This window comes from Amycolatopsis sp. NPDC054798 (genome assembly GCF_053611505.1).
Window position 1 is genome coordinate 73,089 of record NZ_JBSHAM010000022.1, and the last position, 21,336, is coordinate 94,424.

The 21,336-nt window shown below is 68.8% G+C and carries 18 protein-coding genes; 11 read left to right on the forward strand and 7 right to left on the reverse strand.

What is annotated here, in order from left to right:
- The first annotated feature begins 41 nt into the window (after positions 1–41).
- The 4 genes from ACWGIC_RS16415 (at position 42) to ACWGIC_RS16430 (ending at position 4,966) form a co-directional block, all read left to right on the forward strand.
- Entirely contained in the window at positions 42–869 is an 828-nt protein-coding gene (locus tag ACWGIC_RS16415) for an SIS domain-containing protein (protein ID WP_452076793.1), read from the forward strand.
- Positions 869–2,146, forward strand: a complete 1,278-nt coding sequence (locus ACWGIC_RS16420) for a 1-phosphofructokinase family hexose kinase (protein WP_452076763.1) — start codon at positions 869–871, stop codon at positions 2,144–2,146. Before ACWGIC_RS16415 ends, ACWGIC_RS16420 begins: the two co-directional genes overlap by 1 nt.
- Positions 2,143–2,979, forward strand: coding sequence for a class II fructose-bisphosphate aldolase (locus ACWGIC_RS16425; protein ID WP_452076764.1), 837 nt, complete (start codon positions 2,143–2,145; stop codon positions 2,977–2,979). Before ACWGIC_RS16420 ends, ACWGIC_RS16425 begins: the two co-directional genes overlap by 4 nt.
- Before the next feature lie 775 nt (positions 2,980–3,754).
- Complete coding sequence (locus tag ACWGIC_RS16430) at positions 3,755–4,966, forward strand: amidohydrolase family protein (RefSeq protein ID WP_452076765.1); 1,212 nt, start codon at positions 3,755–3,757, stop codon at positions 4,964–4,966.
- A 302-nt stretch (positions 4,967–5,268) separates the two neighbouring features.
- On the opposite strand, the gene ACWGIC_RS16435 is transcribed toward ACWGIC_RS16430, so the two are convergent.
- Positions 5,269–5,925, reverse strand: coding sequence for a GntR family transcriptional regulator (locus tag ACWGIC_RS16435; RefSeq protein ID WP_452076766.1), 657 nt, complete (start codon positions 5,923–5,925; stop codon positions 5,269–5,271).
- Between the two features lie 137 nt (positions 5,926–6,062).
- Here ACWGIC_RS16435 and ACWGIC_RS16440 point away from each other — a divergent pair, with 137 nt between their 5' ends.
- Positions 6,063–7,529 carry a chlorohydrolase family protein gene (locus ACWGIC_RS16440; RefSeq protein ID WP_452076767.1) on the forward strand — a complete coding sequence of 489 codons (1,467 nt, stop codon included), beginning with the start codon at positions 6,063–6,065 and terminating at the stop codon, positions 7,527–7,529.
- 6 nt (positions 7,530–7,535) lie between these two features.
- Here ACWGIC_RS16440 and ACWGIC_RS16445 read toward each other — a convergent pair whose 3' ends face one another.
- The 3 genes from ACWGIC_RS16445 to ACWGIC_RS16455 are packed head-to-tail and all read right to left on the reverse strand — an operon-like array spanning position 7,536 to position 10,371.
- Complete coding sequence (locus ACWGIC_RS16445; RefSeq protein ID WP_452076768.1) at positions 7,536–8,708, reverse strand: amidohydrolase; 1,173 nt, start codon at positions 8,706–8,708, stop codon at positions 7,536–7,538.
- Positions 8,705–10,159: a sodium:solute symporter family protein gene (locus ACWGIC_RS16450; protein WP_452076769.1), complete on the reverse strand. Its 1,455-nt coding sequence runs from the start codon at positions 10,157–10,159 to the stop codon at positions 8,705–8,707. The genes ACWGIC_RS16445 and ACWGIC_RS16450 overlap by 4 nt, the downstream gene beginning before the upstream one ends.
- Positions 10,156–10,371, reverse strand: coding sequence for a hypothetical protein (locus ACWGIC_RS16455; protein WP_452076770.1), 216 nt, complete (start codon positions 10,369–10,371; stop codon positions 10,156–10,158). Before ACWGIC_RS16455 ends, ACWGIC_RS16450 begins: the two co-directional genes overlap by 4 nt.
- A 664-nt stretch (positions 10,372–11,035) precedes the next feature.
- Between ACWGIC_RS16455 and ACWGIC_RS16460 the strand changes: the two genes are divergently transcribed.
- Positions 11,036–12,181 (forward strand): hypothetical protein, encoded by a 1,146-nt coding sequence (locus tag ACWGIC_RS16460; RefSeq protein ID WP_452076771.1) that lies wholly within the window; start codon positions 11,036–11,038, stop codon positions 12,179–12,181.
- A 49-nt stretch (positions 12,182–12,230) separates the two neighbouring features.
- Here ACWGIC_RS16460 and ACWGIC_RS16465 read toward each other — a convergent pair whose 3' ends face one another.
- On the reverse strand, positions 12,231–12,836 hold the full coding sequence (locus ACWGIC_RS16465) for a TetR/AcrR family transcriptional regulator (protein WP_452076772.1): 606 nt from the start codon (positions 12,834–12,836) through the stop codon (positions 12,231–12,233).
- A gap of 101 nt (positions 12,837–12,937) precedes the next feature.
- On the opposite strand from ACWGIC_RS16465, the gene ACWGIC_RS16470 reads away from it, so the two are divergent.
- Together ACWGIC_RS16470 and ACWGIC_RS16475 are read left to right on the forward strand one after the other, a co-directional pair.
- A complete protein-coding gene (locus tag ACWGIC_RS16470; RefSeq protein ID WP_452076773.1) occupies positions 12,938–13,723 on the forward strand; it encodes an SDR family NAD(P)-dependent oxidoreductase in 786 nt (261 codons plus the stop codon).
- An 88-nt stretch (positions 13,724–13,811) separates the two neighbouring features.
- Complete coding sequence (locus ACWGIC_RS16475; protein WP_452076774.1) at positions 13,812–14,720, forward strand: NAD-dependent epimerase/dehydratase family protein; 909 nt, start codon at positions 13,812–13,814, stop codon at positions 14,718–14,720.
- A gap of 275 nt (positions 14,721–14,995) precedes the next feature.
- Here ACWGIC_RS16475 and ACWGIC_RS16480 read toward each other — a convergent pair whose 3' ends face one another.
- Complete coding sequence (locus ACWGIC_RS16480) at positions 14,996–15,229, reverse strand: hypothetical protein (RefSeq protein ID WP_452076775.1); 234 nt, start codon at positions 15,227–15,229, stop codon at positions 14,996–14,998.
- Positions 15,230–15,425: 196 nt separating this feature from the next.
- Here ACWGIC_RS16480 and ACWGIC_RS16485 point away from each other — a divergent pair, with 196 nt between their 5' ends.
- Positions 15,426–16,433 carry an alpha/beta fold hydrolase gene (locus tag ACWGIC_RS16485; RefSeq protein ID WP_452076776.1) on the forward strand — a complete coding sequence of 336 codons (1,008 nt, stop codon included), beginning with the start codon at positions 15,426–15,428 and terminating at the stop codon, positions 16,431–16,433.
- A 73-nt stretch (positions 16,434–16,506) separates the two neighbouring features.
- On the opposite strand, the gene ACWGIC_RS16490 is transcribed toward ACWGIC_RS16485, so the two are convergent.
- Complete coding sequence (locus ACWGIC_RS16490) at positions 16,507–17,358, reverse strand: 8-oxoguanine DNA glycosylase OGG fold protein (RefSeq protein WP_452076777.1); 852 nt, start codon at positions 17,356–17,358, stop codon at positions 16,507–16,509.
- 236 nt (positions 17,359–17,594) lie between these two features.
- Between ACWGIC_RS16490 and ACWGIC_RS16495 the strand changes: the two genes are divergently transcribed.
- Entirely contained in the window at positions 17,595–19,448 is a 1,854-nt protein-coding gene (locus tag ACWGIC_RS16495; protein WP_452076778.1) for an alpha-L-fucosidase, read from the forward strand.
- A gap of 9 nt (positions 19,449–19,457) precedes the next feature.
- Positions 19,458–21,329, forward strand: coding sequence for a beta-N-acetylglucosaminidase domain-containing protein (locus tag ACWGIC_RS16500; protein ID WP_452076779.1), 1,872 nt, complete (start codon positions 19,458–19,460; stop codon positions 21,327–21,329).
- Positions 21,330–21,336 lie beyond the last annotated feature (7 nt).

Below are 21,336 nucleotides of genomic sequence, written 5' to 3' on the forward strand. Positions count from 1 at the left end.
CCGGCTCCTTCGTGGCCGCCGAACTGGCTTCCCAGCCCGAGATGTGGCGCGCGGCAGCCGCCCTCGCCCCGTCCGCAGTCCTGCCTGAGCCGGGCGAACGCGTGGCGGTCGTCGGCTGCGGCACCAGCTGGTTCATCGCGATGAGCTATGCCGTCGCCCGCGAGCAACGCGGTCACGGGATCACCGACGCCTTCGCCGGTTCCGAATACCCGGCGTCGCGCGAGTACGACCGCGTCGTGGCGATTTCCCGCTCCGGCACCACGACCGAGATCATCGACCTGCTCACCGCCATGTCCGAGCAGCGCACCGTGCTGATCACCGCGGTCGGCGACAGCCCCGCCGCCGCGCTCGCGGACGAGGTGGTCGAACTTTCCTTTGCCGACGAACAATCCGTCGTGCAGACGCGGTTCGCCACCACCGCGCTCGCCTTGCTGCGCGCCGGTCTCGGCGACGACATCGACCAGCTCGCTACAGCTTGTGCGCAAGCGCTGACCGAACCCATTGACGATCTCCTCGACGCTGAACAGGTCACCTTCGTCGGCCGCGGCGCCGCAGTCGGCCTGGCTTGCGAGGCCGCGCTGAAAACCCGCGAGGCCGCCCAATTCTGGGCCGAGTCCTACCCCGCGATGGACTACCGCCACGGCCCGATCGCGATCGCGCAACCAGGCCGTCTCGTCTGGTCGCTGGGCCCGGCCCCCGCCGGACTCGCCGAGGACGTCGCCCGCACCGGCGCGCGCTTCGTGCACCACGACCTCGACCCGCTCGCCGCCCTCGTGGTGGCGCAACGCTTCGCCGTCGCACTCGCCGCCCGGCGCGGCCTCGACCCGGACCGCCCGCGTTCGCTGACGCGCTCGGTCATCCTCGCCTGATGATCGTCGCCCTCACACCGAACCCGGCCGTCGACGTCACCTACCGGATCGGCGTCCACGCGCCCGGCGACACGAACCGGGTGCTGGAGGTGCAGCGACGCCCGGGCGGCAAGGGTGTGAACGTCGCCCGTGTGCTCGCCGCGCTGGACGTTCCCGTCCGGGCAGTGCTCCCGCTGGGCGGGGATGCGGGGCGGTGGCTCCGTACCGCGCTGGACGTGCCTTTCGACGCCGTCCCCATTTCCGGCGAGACTCGCACGACCGTAACGGTGACCGGAGATGGTCACCCGACCGTCTATGCCGAGCCCGGGCCGGAAGTGTCCGAAGCGGAATGGAGCGCTTTCGGCGAGCGCCTGGCCGAAAACTTGGCTGGGGCCGGATTCCTGGTGATTTCCGGCTCTTTCCCTCGGGGTGCTTCGCCGGACCTGGTGGCCGATTGGGTCCGCATCGCCCGGGACGCCGGAGTGCGGACGCTGGTCGATGCGTCCGGACCGGCGCTGCTGGCTGCCGCGCGGGCCGGTGCGGTGGTGAAGCCGAACCGGGCCGAACTGCTCGCGGCGACTTCCGCTGCGGACGAAGTTTCCGGTGCGGCAACGCTTCTGCGCCTTGGTGCGCGGTTGGTTGTGGTCTCGCGCGGGGTCGACGGTATCGCCGCCTATACGCCGAGTGGGGCCCGGATGGTTCCTGCCGTGCCTGGTGCGCGCGGCAATCACTATGGCGGCGGTGTTGGTGATATCTCTGCTGTCTCTGGGGTGGATGGCAACCTGGCCGGTGCTGAGCGCTCAGCGGTGGCGGGTGATATCTCTGCTGTCCCCGGCTCGCGCGGCGACCCGACCAGCGCTGGACGCTCTGCGGCGGCTGGTGATATCTCAATGGCCCCTGGCGTGCACGGCAACTCGACTGGTGTCGGGCGCTCGGCTGCTGGTGATATCTCTGTTGTCCCTGATGTGCACGGCAGCCCGACCGCTGCTGCGCGCTCAACGGCCGTAGGTGATATCTCTGCCGTCCCCGGCGAGCACCGCAACCCAGCCGATGCCAGCGACTCAGCCGCCGCTGGTGATGTCCTGGCCGTTCCCGCCATCCCCGGCGTGCACGGCAACCCCACCGGCGCCGGGGACGCAGCAACCGCCGGTCTGGCCGCCGCCCTCGCCGACGGTCGTCCCCTGATCGAAGCCCTGCGCACTGCCGCCGCCCTGGGTGCCGCGGCCGTCCTCCGCCCCGTCGCGGGCGAGGTCGATCTGTCCGCCTACCGCCGATTCCTGAACGGAGCCCCCGCATGATCACCCGCCCCGACCTGCCCCGGATGCTCACCGCCGCCCGCGAGCGCGGTGCCGGCGTGGGCGCGTTCAACGTGATCATGCTGGAACACGCCGAGGCCATCGCCGCGGGCGCGGAACAAGCCGGCTTGCCGGTGATACTGCAGATCAGCGAAAACTGCGTCCGCTACCACGGCGGCCTGGCCCCGATCACCGTGGCGTCAAGGGAAATCGCCCGCCGCGCCTCCGTCGACGTGCTGGTGCACCTTGACCACATCGAAGACCCCGAGTTGATCCGCGAGGGCATCGCACTGGGCGTCGACAGCGTGATGTACGACGGATCGCACCTGCCATACGAGGAAAACCTGCGCACGACCCGCGAAATCGCCGACCGGTGCCACGCGGCGGGCGTGGCGGTGGAGGCGGAACTGGGCGAGGTCGGCGGAAAAGACGGCGTGCACGCACCCGGTGCTCGCACCGACCCCGGCGAGGCGGTGGATTTCGTCGCCGCGACCGGAGTGGACGCGCTGGCGGTCGCAGTGGGCACGTCCCATGCGATGGTGGAGCGGACCGCCCAGGTGGATCGGTCACTGGTGGCCCGGTTGCGCGAGGCCGTGCCGGTTCCGTTGGTATTGCACGGTTCTTCGGGGCTGTCCGACGAAGAACTGCGCGGTGCGGTGGTGAGCGGGATGACGAAGGTTAATATCTCAACTCATCTCAATGGTCTGTTCACGCGGTCGGTCCGGCAGTTCCTGGCGGAGCAGCCGGAGGCGGTGGATCCGCGGAAGTACGTCCGGCTCGGGCGGACCGCGGTGGCTTCGGAGACTGCTCGGCTTTTGCGGCTGCTTGCCGGTTGAGCGGTGCTGCCGGGTGCGGCGGCGCGTAGCGGTACCTGCGATAGGCGGTGGGGAGCGGGCCGGTGACTGTTTCCGGCCTCAAGCCGAATCCGAGGTGCCTGCTCAGGATCGCCATCATCGCGATCGACGCGTCGCCGACCGGCGGGCACGACCCGAAATTGAGGAGACCGGCCTCGGACATCTCGTCGTCGAACATGTGCGCGCGAGTCCCGCCTCGGGAGTCGTATGGCTCGCCGCACATGAACGTGAAGACGAACTCGCCGTGCGAGCGGTAAGTGACCACTGCGGGATCGAATTCGTTGGCGGCGATGAAGACGACATCGGTGTGCCGGGCCAGGTGGCTCGAGATGCCGTCGACGTGCGTCTTCTGCTGGAAATACTCGATCACGACCGTCCAGTCGCCGGACTCGGCCACGCGAATCCATTGCGGACCGTCGAGGAACCCGGCGGTTTGCAGGACTGGGTCGGTCAGCGCTTCCCGTGCGGTCAGCATTCGCGCCGAGCCCGGGTCGAGGTCGAACACGCGGAATACCTCCGTCGTGCTCATCTGGCGCACGAAGGTCAGGGCACCGCCGTCGAGGACGACGCCTGCGGGGGAGACCAGCCACGCCCAGTCCGGATCCAGCCGGTACCGATCGTCCACGGGCGGCGTCTCGTTCATCGGCGGTCCTCCGGCTGCGTGCTGATGCCGATGATCTTATGCGCCGGACGCGCCGGGTCCGGGTCTTGTATCCTTGGTATACCAAAAGCGCCCCCGCTGAGAAAGGTGCTCTCCGTGTTGATCCGTGACGTCCGCCCCTGGGGCGGTCAGCGCAGCGACGTCGAGGTGATCGGCGACCGGATCGCCGCGGTCCGCCCGCACGACCCGGCGGCGGCACCGAGCCCGGACACGGTCGAGGGGCGCGGGCGGCTGCTGTTCCCGTCGTTCAGCGACGTGCACGTCCACCTCGACTCGACGCGGATCGGCCTGCCGTTCCGGCCGCACACCGGGGCGCCGGGCGTGTGGGGGATGATGCTGAACGACCGCGAGAACTGGCGCGACGCCGAGGTACCGCTGCCGGAACGCGTCGCGGGCACGCTGGAGCGGATGATCGCGAACGGCACCACCCGCGTGCGCACGTACGCACAGGTCGACGTCGACTGTCAGCTCGAGAAACTCGACGCCGTGCTCGCTGCCAAGGAACGCTTCGCCGGGCACGCCGACGTCGAGGTGATGGCGTTCCCGCAGGCGGGCATCCTGCGCGAACCCGGTACGGCCGACGTGCTGGAGGCCGCGCTGCGTTCGGGCGCGTCGGTGGTCGGCGGGATCGATCCCTGCTCGCTCGACAAAGATCCCAAGGGGCACTTGGACGTCGTGTTCGGGCTGGCCGAGAAATACGGCGTCGAAGTGGACATCCACCTGCACGAGCCGGGGCATCTCGGCGTGTTTTCGACCGACCTGGTGATCGAGCGGGTCCGCGCGCTGGACATGCGCGGCAAGGTGACCATGTCGCACGCGTACGAGCTGGGCTCGGTTTCGGAAGCGGTGAGCCGCCGCCTGATCGACACGTTCGCGGAACTGGACATCGCGATGGCGACCGTCGCGCCGTCCGTCGACCGGCAGTTGTCGCTGGCGGACTTGACGACCGCGGGCGTGCGCGTGGGGCTGGGGGAGGACGGCCAGCGGGATTACTGGAGCCCGTACGGCAACTGCGACCTTCTCGACCGCACCTGGCAGCTGGCCTTCACCCACGGCTTCCGTCGCGACGAGCTGATCGAGATGGCGCTGGTGGTCGCGACGATGGGCGGAGCGTCGATCATGAGCCACGACGTCCCCCGGCTGGCGGGCATCTCCGACCGGCCGGGCGTGGCGGTCGGCGACCGCGCGGATCTCGTCCTGGTGGACGGCGAAACCCCGACGAGCGCGGTGATGGACCGGGGGAAGGACCGCACGGTGCTGCACGACGGCGTCGTGGTAGCGGACGGCCTGGCGGTCGTAGACCTCTGAACGCGGCGGGGTCCCGGCGGGGCCGAGAGCCTCGCCGGGACCAGGCAAGGAAGCTCGACCGGGGGTTCCGCCGAAGCCGGTACGGCGGCCTCGGACGGATTCCGCCAGGATGCGATCCCCAGTTCGCGGAGAATCACGCGCGGCAAGGACCCCGCTGCGATTTGTCTTGCCTCGCCGGTGTCCCGGCAACGTGCGCCCTGGAACGCGGGCACCTCGCCCAGTCCGGCCCCGCCGCCCGGGGGCCGCCGCGGCTCGTCAAACTGCGAAGCCCGGATTCTCCGAACCGCGACAACCCCCGCAGCTCACCCCGTCGAAGCGGATTCCTCCGCCGGAAGCCGCCGCGCCGCCTCGCTTCTTCCCGTCGCGAGATGGGCCAGCACCAGCCGTTCCACCCGCTCGACATCCCGGTCCACGATCGCCTCGTAGAGGAGTTCGTGTTCCGCCGCCATGGCCTCCAGGTCGTCGTGCTGGCCGAGCAGCCAGCGCATCCGGCTGCGCAGCGTCCGCTCCAGTTCGCCGAGCAGTTCGTTCGCCGACAGCGACGTCACGACCTCGTGGAAGTCCGCGGCCGCACGGCGGGCCGCGACCGCGTCGCCGGCGCGGGCGGCGCGCAGCTCCTCGTCCAGCACCTCCCGCAGTCGCGCCAGGCCCTCGCGTGTGCGGCGCTGTGCGGCGAGCCGGAAAGTCAGGCCCTCGAAGGCCGTGCGCACCTCGTTGAGGTCCGCGACATCCGACGCGGTGAACTCCCGCACCACCGACCACGACCGCGGCCGCGGCGTCACCAGACCCTCGTTTCCCAGCGCGCGCAACGCATCCCGCACTGGCACCCGGCTCACGCCCATCTCCGCGGCCAGATCCCGTTCGACCAGCTTGCTTCCGGGAGCCCGCGTGCCGTCGAGGATCTCGTCGCGCAGCTGTTCCGTCACGCGCTCCGACTCCGACGCGAACCCCGGCTCCATCCGATCCCTCCCGCTGTCGTCACCGACAGTATCGGCGAACCTTCCCCCAGGCTCCCGGAAAAACCGGTGCCCGGCAAGGCCTGGCCGCCAGGTTCCGCCTTTTGGTATACCTAAATGCACCGACCGGAAGGAATCCGATGCGTACTCGCTGGCGTGCGCGCCATGTGCTGGCCCACCAGAACGGGCGGCACGTCCTGCTGGAGAACGGCGAGGTCGTCTGGGAGGACGACGTCGTCGCCTACGTCGGCCCGCGGTATGCCGGAACGACCGACCGGGACGTCGACCTTGGCGAATCACTCGTGCTCCCGGGTCTGATCGACCTCGACGCGCTGACCGATGTGGACCATCTCGTCCTCGATTCCTGGGCCACAGCCGACCGGGCACCAGGCTTGCAGTGGTCCGAAGACTACTTCGCGCACCGCCGCCGCGACGTCTTCACGCCGGAAGAACGGCAGACCATTCGCGAGTACGCGCTCATTCAACTGGCGCTGCACGGCATCACGACGTTCATGCCGATCGCGTCGGAGATCCATTCGTCGTGGGCTGAGCCGTACGAGGAACTCGTCGCGATGGCGGACTTCTCGCGAAATCTCGGGCTACGCGGATACCTGGGCCCTGCATACCGTTCCGGCGTCAATGTGGCCACTGTGGACGGTACGCGCACAGTGGCCTTCGACGAACGCCGCGGCGAGGAAGGGTTCGCCGACGCGCTGCGGTTCCTCGACCATGCAAAGGAACTGTGGGATCCGCTCGTCAATGGCGCGCTGCTGCCGTGTCGCATCGAGACGCTCACCGAAGACCTCATGCGCGCCACTGCGGACGCGGCGCGGCAGCGCGACGTCCTGGTGCGCCTTCACTGCCTGCAAGGCATGCTGGAGCGGGAACTGATCCTGGACCGCTACGGCATAACGCCGCTGGACCTGCTCAAACGCACCGGCCTGCTCAATGACCGGTTGCTGATCCCGCACGGCCAAGTGCTCGACCGCCATCCCGACGTCCACGGCGAGGACCGCGGCGACGTCGCGACCTTGGCCGCGACTGGCGCGTCGGTGATCCATTGCCCGCTCACGTCCTTCCGCTACGGCCACGCTCTGCGCTCGTTCCGCGACTACCGCGAAGCAGGCGTAAACCTCTGTCTGGGCACGGATTCCTTCCCTCCGGACCTGGTGCGCGGCATGGACGTCGGCGTACACCTGGCGAAGGTGATGGCCGACCGAGCCGACGCGGCTCCGGCCGAGTGGTACGTCGAAGCGGCGACGCTCGGCGGCGCCCGCGCGCTGCGCCGCGACGATCTCGGCAGGCTTGCTCCGGGCGCGCAGGCGGACCTCGTCGCGTTCCACGTCGGCGACCTGCGCGACGGTGTGCGGGACGATCCGATCCGCACTTTCCTGCTCAGCGGAACCGCCCGCCAGGCAACACATTCCGTCGTCGCGGGCAGGCCGGTGCTGGTGGACGGACGTGTACCCGGAGTCGACGAGCAGGACCTCCGCCGTCGCGCGCAGGCGTTGTTCGAGAAGATGCGCGCCGCGTATTCAGAGCGGGACGTCGAACGCCGGGAGGCGGGGGAGTTGTTCCCTCCGACCTTCCCGGCGTTCCAGGAGTAGCAGGGGCTATCGCCGAGAGACGATAACCCCGCGCTTCACCACGAGCCGCCGCGGAGGATGGGATACGACGGCTTCGGCCGGGTACGTTGCGTCTACCAGGAAGAAATCAGCGTGGTCGCCGATCCGCAGGCCGTAATCCTTGAGCCGTAACGCTTTCGCGCCGCCGTACGTCGCCGCGTGCAGCGCGAGTTCGATTTCCGCGTCGGTCCGGAACGAGCTGCGGTACGCCAGGTGCATCGTGCGGGTCAGCATGTCCCCGTCGCCGTACGGACCCCACAAATCGCGGATGCCGTCGTTGCCGCACGCGGCGTTCGCTCCCGCGGCCCGCATTTTGGCCAGCGGCGGCACCGGACGGTCGTAGACCGCCGCGGTGGTCAGCGTGATCCGCTGTTCGGCGAGGCCCTCGAGCAGCCGGTCCTGCTGCGCGTCCGGGATGCCGCAGATGCCGAACGCGTGCCCGATCGCGACCTTTCCGGCGAGCCCGAGCGCCTTCGTCCGCTCGATGATCAGCTCGATTTCCCAGGCCCCGAGCGGACCTTCGTCGTGCAGATGCAGGTCGACGCCGCAGCCGTGCCGCGCGGCGATGTCGAAGATCGCGTCGAGATGCCCGCGCGGATCGCGGTCGTAGCCCGCCGGGTCGATGCCGCCGACGTTCTCCACGCCGGACGCCACCGCCCGCTCCAGCAGAGCCAGCGTGCCGGGCCGGGTGAGCAGGCCGCCCTGGGGGAAGGCGACCTGCTCGACGGTGACCCGGCCGCGATGCCGCGCCGCCGCCTCCCGCACCGCCTCGATGCCGGACAGCCCCAGTTCGGGGTCGACATCGGTGTGCGTGCGGACGAAGGAGGTGCCGTTCGCGATCATCGCGCCGAGCAGCGCGGCCGCGGGTTCGGGCGAGGGGAGCCCGAATTCCTTGCGGCGGCGCTGTTCGTTCGAGATCCGGTCGGCGAGGGCCGAGCCCGAAGTGTTCGGCACCCAGGGGAGGCCCCAGAGCGTTTTGTCGAGGTGACAGTGCGCGTCGACGAGGCCGGGCAGCAGCAGTGCGCCGCCGCCGTCCTCGACCGGGAAATCGGCTGGGATCTCCGCGTTCGTCGGTCCGAACCCGGTGATCCGGCCGTCGCGCACCAGTACGTCCGTCGGATCGCTGCCGCCGGGCCGGACGTTGCGCAGCAACAGGTTCACGCCACTCCCTCCGCAGCCTCGGCGCGGACTGCGGGTTCGCGCCGCTCGGAGGTGGCGAGGCTGACGCCGACCGTGAGCACGACGTTGACGACGATCGCGAGCAGCCCCGGATTGAGGCCCCACAAGGTGTTCTTCGAGGCAAGGACCGTCCACGCCACGATCGCCACGCCGACCACGAGCCCGGTCGCCGCGCCTGCCTTGGTCAGCCGCCGCCACACCAGCCCCAGCACGATCGCCGGGAAGAACTGGGACACGCCGTTCTGGCCGGTCAGCAGCAGGTTCACCAGCAGCGCCGGCTGGAAGACCGCGAACACCAGCGCCACCGCGGTCACCACGACGACCAGGCCGCGCGACAGCCGGAACACGCCCAGTTCGCTCGTCTTCGGACGCAGGACGCCCTGGTAGACGTTGCGGGCCAGCAGCGTCGCGGACTGCAGGAGCAGCAGGCTGATCGGCACGATCGCGGCGAGCGCACCCGCCCCGCCGACGAGGCCGACCACCCACGACGGCATGGTCTTCACCGTCAGCGAAAGCAGCGCGCCGTTGGTGGCGCTGCCCTTCAGCCCGGGCACGACCAGCATCGCCGCGAAGCCGACGAACAGCGTCAGCGCGATGAGGATCTGGTACAGCGGAAGGTAAATCGCGTTGCGGCGGATAGTCTGCTCGGACTTCGCGGTGTACATCGCGGCCAGCGCGTGCGGGAACATGAAGAACGCCGCGCTCGTGACGAGCAGGGTCGACATCATCCACGGCACGCCGAGCGGGCTGCCCGGAGCTGGTACGCCAAGGAAGCCGGGGTGCTGTGCCTGCACGGTGTCGATGAGATGTCCGAAGCCGCCGAAGTAGTGCACCGGAATGGCGATGCCGACGACCAGCACGGTGCCGATCAGCAGGATGTCCTTGAGCACCGACACCCACGCGGCGGCCTTCATGCCGGACGCGTAGACGAACACCGCGATCAGCACCACCGCGAGCACCATGCTGGTGACCCGGTTGATGCCGGTCGTCGTCTCGACGATCTGGCCGAGGCCGAGCAGCTGCGCCTCGATGTAGGGAATCATGAACGCCACGCCGACGATCGCGGTGAGCGCGCCGAACCACGGGCTGCGGAACCGGTGGGTGAAGAAATCCGCTTGCGTGACAAGGTTGTGCTTCTTCGCGTACCTCCACAATGGAGGGAGGAAGAAGTAGGAGAGGACAAAGGCGCACGTGCCATAGCCGGCGATGTAGAACGCCGCGCCGCCGTTGGCGTAGGCGAACCCGGAGGCGCCGAGATAGGTGAAGGTCGAATAGGTCTCGCCCGCGGCGAGCACCCAGAACAACAGCGTCCCGTAGGACCGGCCGGCGACCGTCCACTGTTCGAGGTCCATCTGCTTCCGGCCGCGCGCGGCCAGTCCGATGACCACCGCCAGCGCCACCACGGCCAGCGCGACCGCCGCGCCCGCGTTCATCGCTGCTCCTGCTCGGTTTCGGCGGCGCTCGGGCGCCGGATGCGGTCGGCGACGCCGAGGAACACGGGCGTGAGGGCCACCCAGAGCAGGATCCAGAACCCGATCTCGGGCAGGAACCAGATCCGGCCGCCGCCGCTGAACCAGGGCAGCCCGGCGATCATCGCCACGTAGGGGGTGAAGGCCACCGCGGCCACCACTGCGGAACGCTTCATCGCGCACACCCTTCGTTGTTTGGTATACCATAAGCGCGGCGGGTGGCGGGTTGTCAAGGGTGCGGGCGGGAACGATGCGGGCTCGCGGCTGTCCCTTGCGGCTGAACTTGCGGCGTCCGTTGAGACGTCGGGTCTGGACGGTGGTTGTTTGTCCGATTTGGACGTTGCGGATCGAGCTGGGGTGACCGGGTCGCGGTTTGGTAGACCGGATCACTCGCCTTGGCCGAGGCAAAACCAGTTGCCGGTGCTCTTGCCCGGCGGATATCCGTGCCGTCGACAGGGGCACGATGGACAGCCCGACCACGGAGCTGGTGGTGGCCGACCGGCCAGGCTGAACTGGAGTTGGCGCGCCGGTCCGGCTGGCGCGCGCGGCTACCGGAGCAGCCGATCTTCTGCCCGGTGCGGCAGGCGGGCGGCGAGACGATCCTGTAGCTGCGGGTTCCTGCCGAGGAACTGACGGAGTTCAACGCGCACCTGGTCGGCGAGATCGAGGTCGTGCACGAATCCGCTCCGGCGGCGGCACAGTGGCAGGCTCTTCGGGATCACTCACAGGGCGGCAGGGGTCTGCGCTGGGTGAGGGCGGTGTGCGCCTCCGGGGTGGTTGAGGTCGGCAGGCAGGCGACGGCGAGTGACCGCGAGGGCCGGCTTGCGTCACCGTGGACGGATGGACACGACGCTGGCAGGGCTCGCTGGGAAGCTCCTGATCCAGTGTCGGCCCGCGCAGTCCAGGACGCTGCTTGGTGTCTGCGCCGCGCATGACACCGGGCTCGTCTTGACGGGGAGGTCGGCGGCGGACGCGGTGAAGGCGCTCCGCAAGGAAGGATTCGACGGGCCGGTTCTGTGCGATGCCGAGCGCTACGCCGGAAAGCGGCGTGTCCTTGCCGGAACTGGGACGCATCCTGCGTGGTGTCAGACGCAGCGGAATCTCGGGTTGCTGCCGCTGACTGATTCCGGCTATGTCGCAGCGCGCGACTGGCCGGGCCTTCGCGGGATCCTGAAGGCTGCGGCGAGGGAGACGTCGGCGGTCGCGCTGCTGCCTCTCTCTGCCTGGTGGTTCGACAGCGGGCCGATCGCCGCCGCACTGGCGAGGGAAATCAACCGGCACGGCGTTCCCGTTGCTGTCGTTCTTGAGCACCGGGCCGATCCGTTCGGGGTTCAACGCGTGCTGCGCGCATTTCTGCGTTTCCTGGCCGACTGCGCGGTTCCGGTGCTGGTGCTGCGCTGCGACATCTCTGCTGTAGGCCTTTTGTGCCATGGCGCGTATGCAGCCGCAGTGGGCACGAGGAGTTCGCTGCGGCACCTTTACCCGGGCTCCGGAGGCCGCCTCGGCGGTCCTTCGGTGTTCGTGCCCCGCCTGCTCAGCTATCACCGGATCGAGACCTGCGCGAAGATATTCGGCGAGACACCGGAGATCGGACAGCTGTGGACATGCCCGTGCCCGCTCTGCGCGGACCGCACCCCGGCCGGCCTCGACGGTTCTTCGGCTGTCCAGCACGACGTTGATCGTCAGCTCGCGCTGCGGGACGAGTTGTTCGGGCGGCCGCTGACGGCGGACCAACGCCGGAGTTCCTGGCACGAGACGTGCAGCCACGCGGGCTATGTCCATCGGCAGGTCGCCGAGGCCCTCCGGCGATGGACCGAACCGGCGAACCTGCGGGCTTGGTGCAAGGTCACCGAGGATCCGCTGCCGCGCAGCATCCCGGGTCAGCCGGCGGCAGGGTCTGCACGTCCGCGGCCAAGCGAGGCCATTCCCGGCGATGCCGATCGGCGGCGGGCAGCCGACCGTGGGACTCGTCGATCAGGTGCCTGAGCTGAACCTATGACTCACCTGCGCCGCGGGGCGGCTGAAGGATCAGCGCTCACGAAACGTCGAGCCCGCCGGACAACCTGCGGAAACACCGCACCGCCAACTCCGCCGGCGCGGCCTTCTCGTCGGTTCCAGCCCAGATCTCGAGCGAAATCCGGATCGCGTCCGTCGCCGCGGCCGCGACCAGGTGCACAGTCACCTCGTCCGTCTCCGGAGCCAGCCGTGCCAGCACGGGCCGGAGCCGGGTCTCGGATTCGCCGTTCACCCGGTGCCACACGGCCGCCAGAGCCGAGTCGTCCCCGCTCGCGGCCCGCAGCAGCCCGCGCGTCCAGGTGAACTCCGGGGTGGCGTCGGCGGCGGAGATCGTCTTGCGGATCGCGTCCTCGACCGCCTTCAGCAGCGGGGTTCCTTCCGTGGTGGCCGCGAGATGCTCCCGCCACGAATCGGCTCCGACGACCAGCAGCGGTGCGACCGCGTCCTCTTTGGTCCGGAAGTAGCGGTAGAAGGTGCGCGGCGCGACGCCCGCCGCGGCAGCGATCGCTTCGGCGGTCGTCCCCTGGGCGCCGTGTTCGGTGAACAGGCGCGCGGCGGCGCGGGCGATGTCGAGTTGTGTCGCCGCTTTGCGCCGTTCGGTCAGGGTCGGGGTCTTTCCGCTCACCGCGACAACGCTACTCGAAGACTGTCAATAGTGCACGACTCGCCAAGGTGGCACAGTCTGCCACTTAGGCGTAGACTGACGGCAGGAGAAGGGAGCGGACCATGAACCGTTACGAAGGACGCCGCGTGCTGGTCACCGGAGGAGGCTCGGGCATCGGACAGGCGACGGTCCTGCGGATGCTGGCCGAGGGCGGCCGCGTCGTCGCCGCGGACATCAGCGAAGCGGGCCTGGCGGACACTGTCGAGAAGGCGGGCGACGCGGCGGACCGGCTGCGCACTGTGGTCGTGAACGTCGCTGACGAGGCGTCGGTCAAGGCCGGGGTCGCGTCGGCGGTCGAGCAGCTCGGCGGGCTGGACGCGGTCGTCAACGCCGCTGGCATCCTGCGGTCGGCGCACACCCACGAGATGCCGGTCGAGGCGTTCGAGCAGGTGCTGCGCGTCAACCTGGTCGGCACGTTCCTGGTGATCCGCGAGTCGATCCCGGCGCTGCGCGAAGGCAACGGCCCGGCGGTGGTGAACTTCAGCTCGACGTCAGCGATGTTCGCGCACCCGTACATGGCGGCGTACGCGGCGAGCAAGGGCGGCATCCAGTCGATGACGCACGCGCTCGCGTCCGAATACGCGAAGGACGGCATCCGGTTCACCGCCGTGCAGCCCGGTTCGATCTCCTCAGGCATGACCGACGGCAGCGGCGAGAGCAAGCAGAGCGTCGGCCCCGGCTTCCCCGAGGACGCCGATTTCACCCTGCTCGGCAAGCTGCTTCCCGCTCTGGGCCAGGGTTTCGCCGGTCCGGAGACGGTCGCTTCGGTGGTCGCGATGCTCGCCAGCGAGGACGCCGCGTTCATCACCGGCACCGAGGTCCGCATCGACGGCGGCACGCACTTCTGATGCGCGTTTTGTTCAAGAACCGGAGGACGGCCGGGTCGTAGCGTCGCGGCATGACAAAGTTCTCGACCGCCCAGTGCGGGGTGCCGCGGTGATCCTCGTGACTGGCGGACTCGGCATGATCGGCGCGCACACGGCCCGGGCGCTGGCCGATCTCGGGCAAGACGTGCTGGTCACCGGGCACCGGCGGACGGACGTCCCGTCGTTCCTGGCCGGCCGGGTCGCCGTGGAAACGCTCGACGTGACCGACCGGGACGCGTTCCTCGCCCTCGGCGACCGGTACGACATCAGCGCGATCGTCCACCTGGCGGGCAGCATCCCGGGCGACGACCCGGTCGCGTTCTTCCGGACGGACCTGGCCGGGCTGACCAACGCCCTCGACGCCGCCCGGGCATGGCAGGTGCGGCGGTTCGCCGTGGCGAGCAGCCTGGGCGTGTACATCGGACGCGACGAGCCGTGCTGGCACGAGGATCTGCCACTGCCGACCGCGGACCTGCCGCATCTGATCGTGGCGTTCAAGAAAGCCGTCGAACCGCTGACGACGCACAGTCTGCAGGGGAGCGGCGTGGAGCCGGTGGTGCTGCGGATCGGGACGGTCTGGGGACCGCTGGTGGACCCGGAATCGCCGTTCTTCCCGATCCCGTCGTATCTCAACGCCGGCCTGTGCGGCGCCACCCCGCGCCCGCTGGTCGCCGATGAGGGCTTCGACTGCTGCTACGCACCGGACGCCGGCCGCGCGATCGCTTTGCTGACCACGGCGCCTTCGTTGAGATATCACACGTACAACGTGTCGAGCGGACGGCCGGTGACCAACCGGGAGTTCGCGGAGGCGCTGGCGGAAGTGGTGCCAGGTGTTCCGGACCAGTTGCAGCCTGGAGGGGAAACGGGGCCGTACCTGGATATTTCCCGGCTCCAGGAGGAAACGGGCTTCGCGCCGGAGTTCGATGTTCGGGCGGCGGTGAAGGATTACGCCGCGTGGCGGAAGACGAATCCGCGCTGAGCGTGCACTAGCCATAGTGGACGGTCCGGGCGGCGGTGCGGGAGTTCACCGCTAGCGACGTCGCGGATCTGCAGGAAGTCCTTGTGGCGCTGGAAATCCTGACGTTCAAACTCGCGGCTTTGCGGCATTCCCGCGCCGGACTGGATCGGCTCCGCGGTCGCGGGGGAGCGCGGCGCGGGCTGGGGCGCGGAGAGGATCGAGCGCGGTGCCCGGGTTCACGGACTTATGACCGAACGGGTGTCCCCGGCTCAAAAGCCGGGGACACCAAGGAAAACTCAGTTCGTATGCGAGATTTCGATGTAATGCTTGCCGTTCATGGGAATGCACTCGGCACCGTCCACTGTGGGGTCCGGCGGAAGCGCGCGCAGGGCGTGGACGCAGTCGTCCGGGGTTTCGTACGGTCCCTTGTACTCGAGGTGGCTGGCGAACGCGGTGCCGCTGAGCAGCAGCGAAGCGCCGGTGGTGGCGACGCACACCGCCGCGGTGGCCGCGAATTTCCGCATGTTCATGGAACAATCCCTCCGGTTCCGGCGATCGTGCGGGCTGACGATCGTCTCTGCAAGATCGCTACCCGGGCCGAAACGCGCTGAATCGCTCCTTGCCTGTTCGACTGAAAGGAATTGATCGAACGGGCATCGGACGCGACCTTGCCGGAACGGCAAGTTTCCGTGCCATCGCCGGGCCGGGCTGGCGAAACTGGGCCGCATGATCACCGCATCCCGGCCGCTGTTTCGCTCGATCGCGGCGCTTGCTCTCTCCGTCGTGCTCGCGATCGGCACCGCGGCCTGTTCCACGCCGACCTCCGCTGAGGTTCCTTCCTATGCCGCCGCCACCCAGAACGATCCGGCGTTCCAGAACACCTTCCGACACGAGTTCGCCGACGTCGACGGCGTTCGGATGCACTACGTCGCCGGTGGCAGCGGAACCCCGGTCGTGCTGATCCACGGCTGGCCCCAGACCTGGTACGGCTGGTGGCCGGTCATGCCTGCTCTCGCGAAGCACCACACCGTCTACGCGATCGACCTTCCCGGACTGGGCGACAGCACCGGATCACCGAGCGGATACGACAAAGCCACCCTGGCACGCTACGTGCACACCCTGGTCGCCGAACGGCTCAAGATCAAGAACGCCGCAGTCATCGGGCACGATTTCGGTGCGGCGGTCGCGTTCCAGTACGCGAGCCAATTCCCCGGCGACACCGCCCGTCTCGGCTATTTCGATCTGCCGCTGCCCGGGCCCGCGATCAACGCGGCGACTTACCGGACCTTGAGCTGGCACATCGCTTTCCACTCTCAGCGCCGTGTTCCTGAAGCAGTTGTCGGCGATGACGTCCGGGAATATCTCGCGCTGTTCTACCCGCAGGTCTCTTTCGGCGGGACAGCATTCGGCGGCACCTCGGAGCGGTCCCCGTTCACCGAAGCCGAGGTCAACGAGTACACCCGGACCTACAGCCGTCCCACGGTGCTGTCCGGCGGGTTCGAGCTTTACCGGGCGCTGGACAAGGATGTCCGCGACACCGTGGCGGCGGCACCGGTGAAGGTGCCGACGCTGCTTCTGGCCGCCCAAGGCCAGCTTGACGCTATCCGGGGGACGGTGGCGCCGCGGCTGACCGACATTGTCCAGGCTGCGGATGTGCCGCACGCGGGGCATTGGCTGGTCGAGGAGAATCCGCAGTTCGTGGCGGGGGAGTTGGAGCGCTTTCTGAACGGCTGATCTGGCACGGCGAAACGAGGACGTTGAGACACCAGGCGAGGCAGAAGTTCGAGCTGCCCGCCTGGTGTTCTCCTCAACTGGTCCAGCCCTGCCGGATGATGCGTTCCAGCTCGTCCAGATGCGGCCGCGCCTCCCGCGCCGGACCGGGATCGGCGGTGTCGAACAACCGCTCCAGGTCGAGGAGGGCGGCCTGTGCCTGCGCCTCGGCCGAATCCGGCGGCTCGGGCGAACTCGCCCATGGCTCGCTCCACTGGCCTGAACCCTCTCGGCTGACCGCGGATCGGAAGATCAGTTCCTCCACGGTATCCGCGGTCAGGCCGAGTTGCGCGGACCACGATCCCAGCAGCGCCACGTACTTTTCGTAGACGGCGGGCCGCCACTCGTCGATCATCAGGCGCAGGCCGGTGTGTGTCGACAGCCAGCGGCGCACCACGGCGTCCAGGATCGGGGCGCTGTCCGCGGATTGCGCGGCCGTGACGAAGCGCAGGTACTTCGTGCCGAAAGCCACCCCGAGGTAACGCAGCGGTTTGTCCGCCAGGTCGCGGAAGGCCGCCAACCCGCCGTGTTCCCGCGCGACGAGCGCGACCTCGGCCAGCCGGTCGACGGCGTGCGGGTTCTCGGTGAGCACGCGGGCCGTGCGCCAAGGGCCGTAGCCGACCCGGCCGTAGCCCCAGATCATCGCGGTCAGGAAAGCCTGTTCGGCACCCTCCGGGGTCGCCGCGTGCGCCGCGTGGCGGGTGGCTTCGGTCCGGTCGATGCGCTCGGGCAGGGCGTCGAGGAACGCGTGCTGGTTCGGGAAGTGCTTGCGCCAGGCGGCGAGGGACCAGCGGACAGGCGGTTGGGCTGGCGAGCCCTGTTCCTGCCAGCGCTGGACGGTGCTGGTCAGTGCCGCCGGAACTGGTATCTCATCCGAGGTGGTTGTCATGGGTTACCCCTTACCTAGATGACCGTGGTACTACACGGCGATCCATCAGATCACTGGGCCTCCGCCGCTGAATCGGCAGAGAGGCGAGCGCGAGGCTTGGAACAGCGCTGATCCAAGCCTCGGCGCCTGGGTGAAAGCAGGACCGTCTCCGCCGATTAGGTCTAGACATCCGATGGATGCCCGTCTTACGCTCCCCGCCGTCACCGTTCGGTCACGGATCCGGCAGGAGGACCACCGTGTCGATTCCCGCGAGCCTGGCGCTTGCCGCGGTATTGACGGCAGGAGGCATGGTGCCCACTGCCATCAGTACTGCGGAAACAGCTGGCTGTCACGGGCCGATCCGCCCGGCCGCGATCCAGACTGTGCAGTCGTGCGACGGCATGGACCGGATCCTCGCCAAAGCCGCCGCGACGGTGCCGCGCGCCGGGCAGGTCGCCTGGCAGCAGCGGCCGGTCACCGCGTTCACGCATTTCGGCATGAACACTTTCACCGACCGGGAATGGGGTTCCGGCGCAGAAAAGGAGTCGACGTTCGCGCCCGCGGTAGTCGACACCGAGCAGTGGATGCGCTCGATGAAGGCGGCCGGCGTGACGCAGGTGATGCTGACCGCGAAGCATCACGACGGGTTTGTCCTCTATCCGACGCGGTACACGAACCACTCTGTCGTCGCGAGCCCGTGGTGGGTCACGCCTGGGTGCACTGACGAGACGGTGCCGAAGGCTCGCGCGGCTGCGCAGAACGGCCGGGCGCAGGATCCCTCTGCGTACTGGCAGGTCCGCGCCGCTGGTTGCGTCAATCCGCGCGGTGATATCTTACGCGATTACGTTGATTCAGCGCGGAAAGCCGGGCTGAAAGTCGGCGTCTACCTGTCGCCGGCGGACGGTGCCGAGTTGCCTGCGCAGTTCTTCGCGGACCAGGTGAAGCGGGTCGAGGCGAAGGTCGCGGCGGGACAGCCGTTGAGCATCGAGGAGCAGGCGACCTACGACGACCGTACGAACACACCTGCCGGTCAGGGACGGTACGGCACTGGCAGCGCGGCGAAGGTGCGCACGATCCCGTCGCTGGTCCCGAACGACGACCGCGCCGCGGCGCTCGCGGCCGGGAAGCTGCCGAAGTTCACCGTCACCGAGGACGATTACAATACTTACTACCTGAATCAGATATACGAGTTGTTCACGCAGTACGGCCCCATCGACGAGCTGTGGCTGGACGGCGCGAATCCCTGGCGCGGCAACGGAATCAGCGAAACCTACGATTTCACGACGTGGTTCCGGATGATCCACGCGCTGTCGCCGGACACGGTCACGTTCGCCGGGCCCGCGGGGGTCCGCTGGGTCGGCAACGAGAAGGGCCAGGCCCGTCAGACCGAGTGGAGCGCGCTACCGACCACGGGCGACCCGAACACCGCGCACAACGAGGAGTTGTTCGTCGGCGGTGCGGAGGGCGCCGACCTCGGCTCGCGGCAAGTGCTCGCCGATCCGTCGGTGCGGTACCTGGAATGGGCACCGGCCGAAGCTGACGTATCAATCCGGCCGGGCTGGTTCTACCACCCGGACGAACAGCCGAAGACGCCCGCGCAGCTCGTCGACCTCTACCGTGCGTCGGTGGGGCGCAACGCCTCGCTGCTGCTGAACGTTCCGCCAGGTCCGGACGGCCGGATCGCTCCGGCGGACAGCGCCGCGTTGGCGTCCTTCGGGCAAGCTATCGCGCGGACACAAGCTCAGAATCTCGCCGTCGGCGCGCGAGGGTTGAGCGCGGTCACGGATTCCTCGCTCACGACGTCGTGGTCGCCGCTGCGCGGTGCGCTCGCCGGGACGATGGATGTCGTGCTGCCGAAGGCGGTCACCTTCGACCAGATCCGGCTGGGAGAGGACATCACCCGCGGCCAGCACGTCGAGGGCGCGACCGTACAGGCTGAAGTGGACGGTGCCTGGCGCACGATCGCGACCGTCACCACTGTCGGAGCCAACCGTCTCGCAACCCTCTCGTCGCCGGTCACCGCCCGCCACCTGCGTGTGGTCGTCACGCAGTCGCGGGCGACGCCGTACCTGGCTACCTTCGCGTTGTACCGCACTGTTCCCGCCGCCTGAGAGGAAGTCATGACTCTACGCCGCAGAGCTTGGCTCGCCGCTGTCGTCGCCACGAGTGCTCTCACGATCGTCCAGCCGGCTGCCGCCAAGCCAGGTTCGGTACCGGTCGTTTCCCCGACGCCGCAGCAAATCAGCCGCGACACCGCCGACGTGCCATTGCCGTCCTCGGTCGGGCTCGTCACGGACGGCAGCACGGACGGCCCGGCCAAGGACCTGCTGATTTCCCTGTTGAAACAACACGGGGTCAAGAAGATCAGCGCGGGTTCGCAGCGCGGGTTCGTCATCCGGCTCGGCAACGGCGGGGACGCGCCGACGCAAGCGGAGGGCTATTCGCTCGCCGTGCGGCGCGAAGGGGTGACGATCAACGGCCGGGACGGCGCTGGGCAATACTACGGCGTACAGACACTGCGGCAGTTGTTCGTCCGAAGTGGACACGGCTGGGCGGTGAGCGGCGTCGCGGTGCGGGACTGGCCGAACATGGCGCTGCGCGGGTCGATCGAAGGCTTCTACGGTCCACCGTGGACGAACGACGACCGCGTGCGGCAGATCAAGTTCCTTGGCGAGACCAAGGCGAACACCTACATCTACAGCGCGAAAGACGACGCGTATCTGCGTGCGCAGTGGCGGGATCCGTATCCTCAACAGGAACTGGACACACTCCGCGAGCTGGTGCGGACGGCGAACGCGAACCACGTCGACTTCACCTACGCTTTGTCGCCCGGCGTCTCGATCTGCTTCTCCTCGCCGCAAGACGTCGCGGCGGTGAAGGCGAAATTCCAGGCTGTGTACGACCTGGGTGTGCGGTCGTTCTCGCTGCCGTTCGACGACATCTCCTACACCAAGTGGAATTGCGCTGGCGACCAGACGGCGTTCGGTGCTCCCGGCCAGGCCGCCGCGGGCAAGGCCCAGGTTTCGCTTCTCAACGAGATCACCAAGAATTTCGTGAAGAACCACGACGGCGTCCGTCCTTTGCAGACCGTGCCGACGGAGTACAGCGACCTCAAGGATTCGCCGTACAAGACGCAGCTGCGGGAGAACCTCGATCCGTCCGTGGTCGTGCAATGGACCGGCACCGCGGTGGTGCCGCCGAGCGTGACGAACGACGAAGCCCAGCAGGTGTCCACTGTGTACGGGCGGAAAGTGTTCCTCTGGGACAACTACCCGGTCAACGACTACGAGCAGTCCGCCGGACGGCTGCTGCTCGCGCCGTACGCGCATCGTGAAGCGGGGCTGTCGAAATATCTCAACGGGATCGTCTCGAATCCGATGAACCAGGAAGCGGCCAGCGAGGTCGCCGAGTTCGGGGTCGCCGATTTCTCCTGGAACGACGCGGGCTACTCGCCGGAGCGGTCGTGGCCGCAGGCGCTGGCCCGGCTCGCGGGCGGCGATCAGCGCGCGACGGCGGCGTTGAAGGTGTTCGCGGACCTCGAACACCTGGCACCGGTCTTCGGTCCCACGCCGTGGCAGCCGCAGGCGCCTGTGCTCGCCGCGAAGACCGCCGAATTCTGGCAGCGCTGGAACGCCGGCGACCACCGTGCGCTGGGCAAACTGCGTTCGTACGCGGAACAGATCCGCAACGCTCCCCAGGTGATCCGGGGCGGACAGGTGCAGAGCGCGTTCGTGAGCGAAGCAGGCCCGTGGCTCGACGCGACAGCGCTGTGGGGCGACGCGATGGTGACCCGGCTGGACGCGCTCGCCGCGGCGGCCCGCGGTGACGACGTCACGGCTCAGCGTCTTACCGCAGCCGCGGATGATCTGGTAAGGCGGGCGGAGGCGGTGAAAACGGGCAACAGCAACCGGTGGGGCGTGCGGCAGGCGCTCGTCGGCGACGGCGTGCTCGACACGTTCCTCGTCCAGGCCCGCGCGGCGACGGTCGGCTGAGCGGGGG